Raw genomic sequence first — 13,282 nt, forward strand, 5'->3', positions numbered from 1 at the left:
TTGATTCATGACAATGATTAAATGCAAAAAGCCGCTCACATTTCGTGAACGGCTTTTTGTTTACTGCTATTATTCAGCTTCGCTATAGTAATTCTCCACTACATCTGCACAATGTGAGCAAAGTGTTGGATGAGCAGGATTTTCACCGACTGTTTTTGAAATCGTCCAGCAGCGTTCACATTTTTCACCTTCTGCTTTTTCGACTACAACAGCAACATTTTCAACTTTCACTGCATCTGCAGGTGCGTTTTCAACAACACCGCCTACAACAAATTCTGATACAATGTTCAACTGAGCAAAATTAATTTGTGGATCCTGTAAAAGAGTAACTGTTTGTACATCACCGAAGACTGTTACTTTTGCTTCTAATGATTTCCCGATTGTTTTCGCATTACGAGCTTCTTCTAATGCTTTTAATACTGTGTTTCGAATCGCCATAATAGAAGTCCATTTTTCTGATAGTTGTTCGAAATTCTCTTTTTGAACAGCATCAGGCATATCTGTCAATTGGACGCTTTCAGCATCTGCATAGCTTAGATAAGACCACATTTCATCTGTTGTATGCGGAATGATTGGCGTTAATAATTTCAATAACGCATTTAATGTATCATACATCACGGATTGCATTGCACGGCGAGGCTGAGCATCTGCACCCTCGATATATACAACATCCTTTGCAATATCCAAATAGAATGAACTTAGCTCTGCTGCTACAAAGTTGTTGATTGCTTTATAAACAGTCGCAAATTCATAACGATCGTATGCATCACGTACTGTTTGAATCAGCTTTTGTAGCTCCATGTACATATATTGATCGACTTCACGTAAATTTTCATACGATACATAGTCTTGTTCTGGATTAAAGTCGTGTAAATTACCGTGTAAGAACTTTAATGTATTACGGATTTTACGATATACTTCTGACACTTGTTTCAGCATATCCATCGAAATACGCACGTCTGCTGTATAGTCAACAGAAGCTACCCATAGACGTAAAATATCTGCTCCGTATTGGTTCATCACTTTACTTGGCGCAATGATATTGCCAAGCGATTTACTCATTTTTCTTCCATCTCCATCAAGTACAAAGCCGTGTGAAAGCAATCCTTTGTACGGCGCATGGCCATTGATAGCTACAGAAGTGATAAGAGAAGAGTTAAACCAACCGCGATATTGGTCAGAGCCTTCTAAATACAAATCTGCAGGATAACGTAGTTCAGGTCGTTCAACTAATACACCTTGGTGAGATGAACCAGAGTCGAACCATACATCCATAATGTCTGTCTCTTTCGTGAATTCTCCATTTGGCGATCCCTCATGCGTGAATCCTTCTGGTAGCAATTCTTTCGCTGTTTTTTGGAACCAAATATTTGAGCCATGCTCACGGAATAATTTTTGTACGTGTGAGATGGTTTCTTCAGTGATAATTTCTTCCCCGTTCTCTGCATAGAAGACTGGAATTGGCACGCCCCATGCACGCTGACGTGAAATACACCAGTCTCCGCGGTCGCGAATCATGTTGTACAGGCGAGTTTCACCCCATACCGGCGTAAAATTCGTGTCACGGATAGCTTGAAGCAACTCTGGACGGAATTTATCAATAGATGCAAACCATTGTGGTGTAGCACGGAAAATAACAGGTTTTTTTGTACGCCAATCGTGCGGATATGAGTGTTCAAAGAATGTAAGATTCAATAACGCGCCAGCCTCATCCAATTTTTCGCAGATCGGTTTGTTGGCTTTATCGTAAAACATACCAGCAAACTCGCCCGCATCTTCTGTTAAGCAGCCTTTATGATCTACAACTGATAAAGTTTCCAGTCCGTAACGCTTACCGACTTGATAGTCATCTTCACCATGGCCAGGTGCTGTATGAACACAACCAGTACCAGCATCAAGCGTTACATGGTCGCCCAGCATAACAAGTGATTCACGATCAAATAGAGGATGTTTCGCCGTTACATTTTCAAGGTCCGTCCCTTTGATTTCACGATCGATTTCAGGATTTTCCCAGCCTAGCTTCTCAGCTACCGCTTCAAGCAATCCTTTCGCAATAATGTATTTTTGACCATTCTCTTTTACAACTACATACGTATATTCAGGATTTACAGAAATACCAAGGTTCGCAGGAATCGTCCAAGGTGTTGTCGTCCAAATAATGAATTTTTCCCCTGCATTTACTACACCTTTTCCATCTAAAACATCAAAAGCAACATAAATAGAAGGAGATTTAATATCTTTATATTCGATTTCTGCTTCTGCTAAAGCAGATTCACTTGAAGGAGACCAATACACTGGTTTTAATCCTTTATAGATATAGCCTTTTTTAGCCATATCGCCAAACACGCCAATTTGACGCGCTTCGAATTCCGGTTTCAAAGTGATATATGGGTTTTCCCAATCACCGCGAACTCCAATGCGTTTAAATTGTTCACGTTGGCGTTCTACTTGTTCGTATGCATACTCTTTACAAAGTTCACGGAATTCCGCTACAGTCATTTTCTTGCGGTCAACGCCTTTATTTGTTAAAGCTTGCTCAATTGGAAGTCCGTGAGTATCCCAGCCCGGTACGTATGGTGAATAGTGCCCAGTCATAGAACGATGGCGATTTACCATGTCTTTTAATACTTTATTGAGCGCATGGCCCATATGAATATCACCATTTGCATAAGGAGGGCCGTCATGCAAGATGAATGCTGGGCGATCCTTCGTACGTTCTAGAACTTTTGTATAGATGTCCATATCCTTCCACTTATCTTGAATTTTCGGCTCATTGTTTGGTAGATTTCCGCGCATAGGGAAATCTGTTTTTGGCATTAACAGGGTATTTTTATAATCCATTTTTATTCCTCCTTGACTACTTGAAACTCATTTTTAAAATAAAAAAACTCCTCATCCCAAAAAGGGACGAGGAGGAGATTTCTCGCGGTACCACCCTAGTTGCGCTGTAAAAGCGCCGCTTAAGACACCTTAACGCGGTGTTGACGAGATTGCCTACTTCCCTTTCAACAATCTAGTTCAGGAGTGATTTTCTTTTATAAGCGTTTCGTTTAGGCTTCCACTATCCCTAAATCGCTAGACGGCACTTATAAAGTACTCTCTCCATCATTACTTTTATATATGATGACATTATAGTTAAAATGGACACTTCCAGTCAAGTACTAATCCTGTGGCAGGTCCAAATGCTCTAATTCTGCGGTATCCACTTCATATTCCATTAAATGATCCCAATCATCTGATTGAATTAAATCCAATTGAGCTTCGACAATCATTTTGAAACGATTGCGGAAGACTTTTGATTGCTTTTTCAATTCTTCGATTTCCATTGCGATGCGGCGAGCTTTGGAAAGGGCTTCATTGACTATACGATCCGCGTTTTTTTCAGCTTCTTTGACAATTAGCTTTGCTTCTTTTTGAGAGTTTCGACGGACTTCTTCTGCTGCTTCCTGTGCAATGACAATTGACTTTTGCAACGTTTCTTCAATTGAGTTATAGTGCCCAATCTGTTCGTTACTTGAAAGAAGTTTATTCTCAAGCTCCTTTTTTTCTTTTAGCACTATTTCATAATCTTTAATAACTTGTTCTAGAAACTCATTTACTTCATCTTCATTATATCCTCTAAAGCCGCGACTAAATTCTTTATTATGTATATCAAGTGGCGATAATGGCATGATTTGCACCTCTCCTTAACTACATTTACTCATTATTATACATTTCTCTATTTGGAAGTTCACTCAAATTCTGCATTTTTATAAGAAAATTACGATTTTCGGTCCATTTTCCCTACTTTCATGCGGTATTTATCTTTTTTTGTCTTACCTTCGATTGATTGAATGATAAAGCGGCCGAGTCCTCTTATGGATATCAAATCGGATTCTTGCAATTCGAAAGAAACTTGTTCACATAGGGCAAAATTCACTTTTACTTTCCCACCATTGATGAACGCAGCTGCTTTCTGGCGCGATATTGGATAAACCGAAGCTATGACAGTATCTAAACGTAAAGAACTTGTTGTTGTTGACTGCTCTTTCCAATCGGCATCAGGAGGCAATAAAGTATCAGACGTAGGCAATTGCCCCACTTCTACTTTAGCTTGGCCAACGCTAATCAGATTGAGCCTCACATATTCAAACACTTCTTTGGCCACAACAAATTGAACAGTTTCTGAGCCCACACGTATGTCGCCAAACTTAGAGCGCTCAAGTCCAATCGATAATAAGGCGCCCAGTACATCTGGATGTTTTAAATGAACAAATTTCGAAGGATAGCTAAGTTGACAAATAACTAGGTTGAAATCTTCTTCTGACGGTAAAAAGTAATCTGGATAAATGAGAGCTCTTTGTCGCTCCGCTCCATCAAATAAACCAGCCATAGAAACTTGTATATCGCCATTCTTCCCAATAATATTGTGGACAATCTGACTCATGCGTGGATCTAAAAAATCGGTTAGCTTTGGCGCATACTGATCCTCCACTTCTTTTTTCCACCCGATTACTTGTTCGATAAAGGCTCTCTCCGATGGCCTGAAATGTTGAAATACATCTTCCATTGTAGTGTCTCCCTTTTAATTTCTTATCTAACAAAAAAGCCCCACACTCGGGTGGTGGCAACTTGTAAAAGAGAGCCCTTTTAAAGGGCTCTTTTTTAAAACACTATATAGCTAAGTACATAAAATATGCCTGTTTGAATTAAATTTAAAGCAATTAGCGCCACAATCGGTGATACATCAATCATGCCAATTGGTGGTATGAACTTTCTAAAGAAATCCAGATAAGGATCACATATTTTAGCTAAAAATCTTCCTACAGCTGACTCATACGCTGAAGGAATCCAAGACATCAAAATATAGATAATTAATGCAATGGAATAGAACTCAAAAAAAACCTTCACTATTGTAAATGGTAGCATGAACAATTATTCTCCTCTATTGATCGTCATATAAGTATTCTGATATATTTCCGTCCACTTCCATGTTATCAGGCGTACATAAGAATATATCTTTGCCGATCTTTTTAATATCTCCGCCAAGGGCAAAAATCGTTCCGCTGATAAAATCGATAATTCTCATACCCTGATCGCGTTCAATCCTTTGCAGGTTTACAACCACTGCCCGCTTATTCTTTAGATTGTCAGCTATATCTTGCGCCTCTGAGTAGACTCGCGGCTCTGATAACACGAGCTTAGAAGTCTTTTGTGTAATACTAACGAGGTTCGGGACATTTGCCGGATAATCAACTTGTTTTTGACGTTCTTTCATAGACTGCTTCTTAACAGCAGCAGGTCTATTAACGATTGGTGGCTGTACTTGTTGCTGTCTTGCTTGTTGTTGCGGCACAGCTTGCTGGCGTATTGGTTCTTTGCGTACAGCCTGTTCTTCTACGTATTCTTCTTCCTCTTCTAAATAGAAAAAGTTTTTGATTTTATCCTTCACCTTCATTAAGAGTCCCTTCTTTCGTCCCAACTAGAGCTGTGCCAATACGGACAAATGTCGCTCCCTCTTCAATGGCAATCTCATAATCATTCGACATTCCCATTGAAAGTTCGGTGCATGGTGCATAGCTATATCCTTTACTAGCAATCTCTAACTGTAAATTTTTTAATGATTTGAATACACTGCGAATAATTGCTTGATTTTCAGTATTAGGTGCCATTGTCATTAAACCGACAACGCGAATATGAGGGAATATTGATAGTTGCTCTATAAAAGGCAAAACTTCCTCTGGCGTTAAACCATGTTTGGAATCCTCACCAGATACATTCACCTGCACAAAACAATTGACATTAGAAGCTGCACGTTTATCTATTTCCTCAGCTAGGCTAATGCGGTCAAGGGAATGTAAGTAATCAATCTGATTGATTACTTTACGGACTTTTCTAGTTTGCAAAGAACCAATATAATGCCATGTTGCATTATTTTTAATCTCAACCTGCTTATCTAATAAACCCTCAGGACGATTTTCTCCTAAATGGGTCAGCCCTGCCTCTATTGCCTCTTTGGTCCGAGCTGTTGAAACTTGCTTTGTAACAGCAATTATCGAAATATCGCTAAGTTTTCTGCCAGCCTTTTTGCAAGCATCTTCAATTCTTTTTTGGATATCATGTAAATTATTTATTATTGAGTTCATGTTAGCCTCGACTTTTCAAAAAATCTTGTATCCCAATTAGGGATTTTTATTTTCACATCAAAATTTTATTATAAATAAAGAGTAAATTAGGATAGAGATATTGTTCTCAAATCCCAATATGATTCCACTTCCAAGCAGGTAGAGTTTTAAAGCAAGCACCGCTTGAAATTTAACTTTACCCTATTGTATCAAGCCTTTTGGTAATTATCAATGAATAGCCGAATTCTTCAATCTAATCCTTTAACTAGGATGACATCCTTCCCTACCACTACTATATCCTTTATTGGTATTTTTAAAGCTTCTTTATGCCCTGAATTGAAAGAAATGAATTTTTTAGGTTCTGCCACGACAAACGCTTCAACATACCCTGTGTCTTTTTGGACAACTGCATCTTCAACATATCCTAAAAACCGTCCACTATTTGCCGCAATAATCTCTTTTCGTTGAATATCCGAAAAACGCATTCAGTTTCCCCCTTTTTATATTAAGAGCGGGTTCATGCATACTATTCAGAATGTCTGTTGAATCTGCATGAAAAGATTAACTCCTATATGTATATATATATGAAAAAGAAGCACCATTCTTGATATGGATGCTTCTTATAATTTTATCTTGTATGGGCACCTGTATTCCTCAACACAAAAAATGTAGTGGCAACAGTCCGCCTAGTTGCAAGATGAATCTTTATACATGAACAATAGGAACGCTCCATCAGCAAGGAACGTTTTCTAATTCACTGATGGAAGCATTGCATCTTAGCAATCAATTCTTTTCGCTTGCATGCTCTTGAATGGTTTTTAGCGCGCTTTTTTCTAGCCTAGAGATTTGGGCTTGAGAGATGCCTAGATCTTTAGCTATTTCTGTTTGAGTATGACCATAATAATATCGTTTTGAGAGAATATTTTGTTGTCTTTTATCCAATTTCTGAACTTCTTCTTTAATTGAAACATAAGTTAGCCAGCGATCTTCCGATACACTTTGATCCTTTAATTGATCCATCATATAAACTGGATCTCCTCCATCAGAATAAATCGGCTCATGAAGAGACATGGGTTCTTGGATAGCATCAAGTGCAAACAATATGTCTTCTTGGGGTAAACCTGTCATACGAGCTAAATCAGTTAAGGTAGGCTCCCGCAATTCTTCTGTTAGGAACTGTTCCTTTGCTTGCATTGCTTTATAAGCAATATCTCGTAAAGATCTGGATACGCGTACCGGATGGTGGTCTCTTAAGTGTCTTCTAATTTCACCGATAATCATAGGTACTGCATATGTTGAAAATCGTACATTATGTGAGAGGTCAAAGTGGTCGATTGACTTTAATAGCCCAATACAGCCTACTTGAAACAAATCATCAGCCTGTTCCCCTCGATATGCAAATCGGCCGACAATGCTTAACACTAACCGTAAATTCCCCATCACAAGTTGTTCTCTTACTTCTTCCTGACCACTTTGCAATGCGACAAATAACTCCCGCATTTCTTCATGCTTCAATACAGGTAAAGTGGATGTATCAACACCACAAATTTCAACTTTTGTTCGCATAATCTGCCTCCCGGATGCTTAATCACTGTTAGTAAATTAAGTGTGTCCGTCCGGGATAATTATATGCGTGATTTTTCTTACCAATTTCAACCGTTAAGACGTTAATTGATTTAAATGCGTACGCAATTCATGAATGATTTTTTTCTCTAAACGAGAAATGTAGGATTGAGAAATGCCTAAATGATCCGCTACTTCCTTTTGCGTCATCTCTTCTTTTCCTGCTAAGCCAAAACGACATTCCATAATATATCGTTCTCTTTCCTCTAATTTTTGAATGGCGTGAAACATATATTGACGTTCGATTTTCTTTTCTACGTCATCTGTAATTAGGTTTTCTTCTGTGCCTAAAATATCAGATAACAATAATTCATTTCCATCTCCATCTGAATTTAACGGTTCATCTAAAGACACTTCACCTTTCATACGGCTTGTTTTTCGCAAATGCATCAAGATTTCATTTTCTATACACCTTGAGGCATATGTAGCTAATTTAATTTTTTTATCAGCATTAAATGTTTCAATTGCTTTAATAAGGCCGATTGAACCAATGCTAATTAAATCCTCAATAGGGGTTTTCGCATTATCGAATCTTCTTGCAATATATACAACAAGTCTTAAATTATGCTCAATTAACACATCTCTTGCATGCATATCGCCATTTTTAAAAGCCAAAATCATTTCCTGTTCTTCTTCTTTCTTTAAGGGTGTCGGCAATGATTCATGACTGCCAATATAAAATGTCCCCGTCGCTCTAAACCTAGCAATTACTTCTGTTAGCCAACGCCATAATCGTAAAAACATTTAAATGCCCTCCCGTTCGTAAGATTGAAGTATATGGTGAAACTTTATTCAAGCTTCTTCTTTTTTTAATACATTGAAATCTGCTATAGCTATGCTGAAGAGTTGTAGTTTGCATTAAATACTGCCAACCCTCGATAAGGCAGTGAAGTGTAAGATTGCATCTGTCTCTTGTGGAAAATGAGTATTTTGCAGAGTTATGATTAAAAAGCCCGGAGCGATGGAGTGATGCTTGCCTTTTATTATTTGCCACTGGTCGTATTTAAGCGCAAGACTATATGTTTTCTTCTCTTGAACAGTTGTAATCGGAATGACTGCAACTTTCTTTTTATATTCATTTGGAAACATATCTAAATTATATGGATCGTTAACATCCCAATTATGCAATGCAATTTTTAAGTGTTCAGGCATTGATTGTTCGATAGCTTGATAACGCACAAAATGAACAGGACGTCCTGATAATGGTTCAACAGTCGTATTGCCAGTGTCAATAAAACATTTTAAAGAAACATCTATCTCGCCTAATTGAACTTTACACCATTGGACAAGTTGCTGTTGAAGGCGATCTCCCGTAAAGGCAAATAACCGGCTTTTTAAAATAAATAAACTAAATGAGGCAACAACTCCTGCTATTAGCATCAGTATAATAACTGAACGTCCAATTAATAATGGCTCAAGGGCTGTAAAAAGACCTCCTGCAAATAATGCAGCAATGAAACACATCAGAGCAGTTTTCCAAAGTTGGCGAATATGAAATCCAAAGGCAAGAATCATCATGAGTAAAAATGCGACGACCATCATGAGAAACTGGTGACCAAATATGACAATCCATGCACCAGCAAATAATGCGCTTCCCATTAATCTTATTTTCTTTTTTCCCATATAACAGATTGAGTTGGTAAAAGAAAGAATAACGTAATTAAAAATGGCGTTTATTAATATTAATACCTCACCATACAATTCACCACCTCCCGCCTATTAACAACATACCATAGACAGATTTCAAAAATTGTCAAAGGGTGAAAGGTAAACAGGTGAAATTTCCGACATAAAGGGGCATTTTTTTAATTTCAGCATAAAAAAACTGTAGGCAAACACGAGGGATTTCATGTTTGCCTACAGTTTTTTATTTAACGGCGTCTATTGCGATTACGCAAGAACGTTGGAATATCTAGACCTTCTTCTTGATTATTTGATTGGTAAGAAGTGTTTTGTTGTTGTCTTGGCGCCTCTTTCATTGTGTTCGCCATTTCTTCCGAACGTACTTCACGATTTGGCATTTGCTGCATTGGTTGTTGTTGACGTGGTGCACTCATACCGCCTCGGTTTGTATTACGGCCTTCAAATTGTTGTACTTCATCTTCTGTAAACTCTGTTGCAATGACTGTCACAACGATTTCGTCTTTTAAGTTATCATTAATGACAGCACCGAAGATAATGTTTACATCTTCATCAGAAGCAGATGAAACGATATCTGCCGCTTCTTGTACTTCGTATAAGCTTAAATTAGATCCGCCTGTCATATTCATTAGGACACCCTTCGCCCCATGAATAGATGTTTCAAGCAATGGACTTGAAATTGCTTTTTTCGCAGCTTCTACAGCGCGCGTTTCGCCTGATGCGATACCAATACCCATTAAAGCAGAGCCTTTATTGGACATGATTGTTTTGACATCGGCAAAGTCTAAGTTGATTAAACCAGGGACAGCGATTAAATCTGAAATCCCTTGGACACCTTGACGAAGTACATTATCCGCTTCACGGAAAGCTTCAAGCATTGGCGTATTTTTATCAACAATTTCTAACAAGCGATCATTTGGAATAACAATTAACGTATCAACTGCTTCTTTCATCGAGGATGTACCGGAAACAGCTTGTTTTTGACGTTTTTTCCCTTCAAAAGAGAATGGACGTGTAACAACGCCAACTGTTAATGCGCCAATATCACGAGCGATTTGGGCAATAACAGGAGCTGCGCCTGTACCTGTACCGCCGCCCATGCCGGCAGTAACAAATACCATATCCGCACCGCTAAGTGCTTCTTCAATTTGTTCTTTACTTTCCTCTGCTGCTTTTTTTCCTACTTCTGGGTTAGCACCTGCGCCAAGTCCGCGAGTAGATTTCGCACCAATTTGCAATTTAACTTCTGCATTTGATAGTTTTAATGCCTGTGCATCTGTATTCACGGCGATAAATTCTACCCCTTGCACTCCATGTTCAATCATTCGGTTGACTGCATTGTTACCGCCGCCGCCAACACCGATCACTTTAATTACAGCTAGTGAATCGTCATTTGTTTCAAATTCTAACATCCTAATTCCTCCTAGTTCAGCTATTAGTGTGTAGGGAAAATCGCCTATTTATTATTCTAAGAATTTATTAAAGAACCCTTTTACTTTTGTAAGTACACCATCTCTATGTTCTTCCGTTTCATAGGATGCTTGTTTTTTGGGCTGTTCTACATGAGTGTCATATGGCACATTGCCTAGCGGATTATTATCGCTTACCTCATGGTTGAATTGCGATTCCTTATACGCATAGCGAATTAAATTTACAGCGGACGTATATTCAGGTTCTCTTACTCCTATATAATCAGGTGTATAAATCTTTACACTTGTCTGCAATACATGGCGTGCTAATTGAGGAAGGCCTTCTAATTTCGCAACACCGCCAGTCAAAACAACACCACCCGGCAAGTCTTGAATCCCCATCCGATACAATTCATCTATAATTAAATCGAAAAGTTCTTCTAGTCTTACACCTATAATTTCGGATATGTATCTTTGACTATACTGTTCTTTTGTATCTGCACCTATAACTGGTACTTCAAACAATTCATCATCAGAAGCATCATCATAATAAGCATGACCATATTCACGCTTAATCTTTTCTGCTTGTTCTGTTGGAGTTTTCAAAACGATTGATAAATCCTTCGTCAGATGATCGCCGCCAACAGGGATCATGGCTGTTCCAGTAAAATGTCCTTCTTCAAATACAGCAATAGTTGTAGAACCGCCGCCGATATCAACAAAAGCGGTACCTCTGTTGCGCTCATCCTCAGTAAGTGCAAATTCACCAGATGCTAATGGCTGCAAATAAATTTGTTGAATCTCTAAACCAGCCTTTTCAACGCAACGCAGTACATTGTGCAAGACTGTTTTAGATGTGGTAATCATTGTTCCGTCCATTTCTAAACGGATTCCGATCATACCTCTTGGATCCTTAATTCCATCTAAGCCATCAACAATATACTGAGTTGGTACAATGTTGATTAATTCTCGATCTGGCGGGATAGACATCAGTTGTGCTGATTCCATCACACGATCCAAATCTAAATCTGTGATTTCTCGGTTTTCGCTATTTACTGCCACAACGCCTTTAACAGCATGTAATTGTACTTGGTTTGCTGGAATACCTAAAATGACTTTATTGATAGTCATTCCTACCATTCTTTCAGCTTGATCTACTGCTTTTTTAATAGATTGGACTGTAGCATCTATATCTACAATGCTTCCTCTTCGGATACCTACCGATTTGACATTACCTACACCTATTACATGCACAGTCTCATCATTAACTTCTCCAATTAGCACTTTTACAGAAGAAGAACCAATATCTAGTGAAACATATAATTCTGAATGACTCAAACTGTGGCACCTCCTTCAATAACTCTTATGATTATTCTATTGTAAAATGTTAAACTTGTCTAAATAAATTCATGATTGACATACGAAAATCCTTCTATTCACCTGTTTTTTTTACTATATAAAACGGATTCATACACCATACACTTTAATTCCCCATTCACATAATAGGAAACTCTTCACCTATAAAAAGAGGTTTTCGGCAATTACCCATTTTATATAAATCTACTATTGCAATAAAATATAGGGAAGAAAAAAATAAAACTTTTTTCAATTAATTAATGCTTAAGCTAAGATTACTACATTTGTAAACTATTTAAAACTGATAATAATAGAAATAATGTAATTTTTAGATAAAAACACTGAATTAACCAAATGCTTGTACTGTATTTCTATTTTTTGCTGTATTCATCACGATAAGATCGATAGAATGTACCCACTTCTAAATCAATAACGCCTTTATCTTTATGTTTAATTTGAGAAATGATGGATGGATAAAATTTTAGCTTGGAAGCAAGAGATGAAATAGATCCCCTCACTTCAAAACCATCATTCATAAACATTTGAATAGCATAGGGATTTGAGTCGTTTGGTATTAGATTTACTTGTGATATCAATGCAGTTAATTCACTACTCAATTGTTTTAACTGACGAATCATCTTGACCCGGGTTTTTTTATTTTCAAAACCAACAAGTATTGGCATATCCAACCTTGTTGGTAGTTTACTTAAACGAAGGGTTTGTCCATTATCAAGAACTAAACTGTATTGATCATTTTCTTTTAAGAAAGCTACATCTTTATGCTCTTTAATGGAAAGTGTAACAGTGTTGAGCCAGCTTCTTTTGACCTCAACATTTTTTACTATTTGCTTACTTTTTATAAGCCCTTCAATTTTGCTACTTTTAAAATCCCATAAAGAATTACCCTTTTTTAAACCACTATGCTTTATGTAATAGTCTTTACTTTGTAAATGGTTACCTTCTACTTTTATTCTTCCAATATGGCTATATGGCGATTGAAAATATAGAAGAGTCAGTAAGGTAATTAAGAATATAACTATAAGTATGATAAATCGTCGGTTTGTTCTTTTTTTTCGGCGTTCTCTTAATGTTGGAATTCGTTCTTCAATATCAATTACTTTATCCATACTGACCACTCCCTTCTATAAA

At 37.6% G+C, this 13,282-nt stretch carries 13 protein-coding genes and 1 other annotated feature; all 13 genes read right to left on the reverse strand.

Features of this window, described 5'->3' with window-relative positions:
• Window positions 1-69: 69 nt before the first annotated feature.
• A complete protein-coding gene (ileS, locus tag RST01_RS04125; RefSeq protein ID WP_147194246.1) occupies window positions 70-2,841 on the reverse strand; it encodes an isoleucine--tRNA ligase in 2,772 nt (923 codons plus the stop codon).
• 59 nt (window positions 2,842-2,900) lie between these two features.
• Window positions 2,901-3,118: a binding site (T-box leader), on the reverse strand.
• Between the two features lie 43 nt (window positions 3,119-3,161).
• Entirely contained in the window at window positions 3,162-3,671 is a 510-nt protein-coding gene (locus RST01_RS04130) for a DivIVA domain-containing protein (protein WP_066785239.1), read from the reverse strand.
• Window positions 3,672-3,760: 89 nt separating this feature from the next.
• Window positions 3,761-4,549 carry a YlmH family RNA-binding protein gene (locus tag RST01_RS04135; RefSeq protein WP_147194248.1) on the reverse strand — a complete coding sequence of 263 codons (789 nt, stop codon included), beginning with the start codon at window positions 4,547-4,549 and terminating at the stop codon, window positions 3,761-3,763.
• 95 nt (window positions 4,550-4,644) lie between these two features.
• A complete protein-coding gene (locus RST01_RS04140; RefSeq protein ID WP_066785234.1) occupies window positions 4,645-4,908 on the reverse strand; it encodes a YggT family protein in 264 nt (87 codons plus the stop codon).
• A 16-nt stretch (window positions 4,909-4,924) separates the two neighbouring features.
• Window positions 4,925-5,437 (reverse strand): cell division protein SepF, encoded by a 513-nt coding sequence (locus RST01_RS04145; protein ID WP_147194249.1) that lies wholly within the window; start codon window positions 5,435-5,437, stop codon window positions 4,925-4,927.
• Entirely contained in the window at window positions 5,421-6,125 is a 705-nt protein-coding gene (locus RST01_RS04150) for a YggS family pyridoxal phosphate-dependent enzyme (RefSeq protein WP_147194251.1), read from the reverse strand. The genes RST01_RS04145 and RST01_RS04150 overlap by 17 nt, the downstream gene beginning before the upstream one ends.
• Before the next feature lie 227 nt (window positions 6,126-6,352).
• On the reverse strand, window positions 6,353-6,589 hold the full coding sequence (locus tag RST01_RS04155) for a PRC-barrel domain-containing protein (RefSeq protein ID WP_147194253.1): 237 nt from the start codon (window positions 6,587-6,589) through the stop codon (window positions 6,353-6,355).
• 298 nt (window positions 6,590-6,887) lie between these two features.
• Complete coding sequence (gene sigG, locus RST01_RS04160) at window positions 6,888-7,670, reverse strand: RNA polymerase sporulation sigma factor SigG (RefSeq protein WP_066785222.1); 783 nt, start codon at window positions 7,668-7,670, stop codon at window positions 6,888-6,890.
• Window positions 7,671-7,763: 93 nt separating this feature from the next.
• Window positions 7,764-8,471: an RNA polymerase sporulation sigma factor SigE gene (gene sigE, locus RST01_RS04165; RefSeq protein WP_066785219.1), complete on the reverse strand. Its 708-nt coding sequence runs from the start codon at window positions 8,469-8,471 to the stop codon at window positions 7,764-7,766.
• A gap of 114 nt (window positions 8,472-8,585) precedes the next feature.
• Complete coding sequence (locus tag RST01_RS04170; RefSeq protein WP_066785216.1) at window positions 8,586-9,428, reverse strand: sigma-E processing peptidase SpoIIGA; 843 nt, start codon at window positions 9,426-9,428, stop codon at window positions 8,586-8,588.
• A gap of 170 nt (window positions 9,429-9,598) precedes the next feature.
• Window positions 9,599-10,780, reverse strand: a complete 1,182-nt coding sequence (gene ftsZ, locus RST01_RS04175) for a cell division protein FtsZ (protein WP_147194255.1) — start codon at window positions 10,778-10,780, stop codon at window positions 9,599-9,601.
• A gap of 51 nt (window positions 10,781-10,831) precedes the next feature.
• Complete coding sequence (gene ftsA / locus RST01_RS04180) at window positions 10,832-12,115, reverse strand: cell division protein FtsA (RefSeq protein ID WP_066785209.1); 1,284 nt, start codon at window positions 12,113-12,115, stop codon at window positions 10,832-10,834.
• A gap of 389 nt (window positions 12,116-12,504) precedes the next feature.
• Window positions 12,505-13,260, reverse strand: a complete 756-nt coding sequence (locus RST01_RS04185) for a cell division protein FtsQ/DivIB (RefSeq protein ID WP_147194257.1) — start codon at window positions 13,258-13,260, stop codon at window positions 12,505-12,507.
• Window positions 13,261-13,282 lie beyond the last annotated feature (22 nt).

Source organism: Rummeliibacillus stabekisii (assembly GCF_007988965.1).
Taxonomy (GTDB): domain Bacteria; phylum Bacillota; class Bacilli; order Bacillales_A; family Planococcaceae; genus Rummeliibacillus; species Rummeliibacillus stabekisii.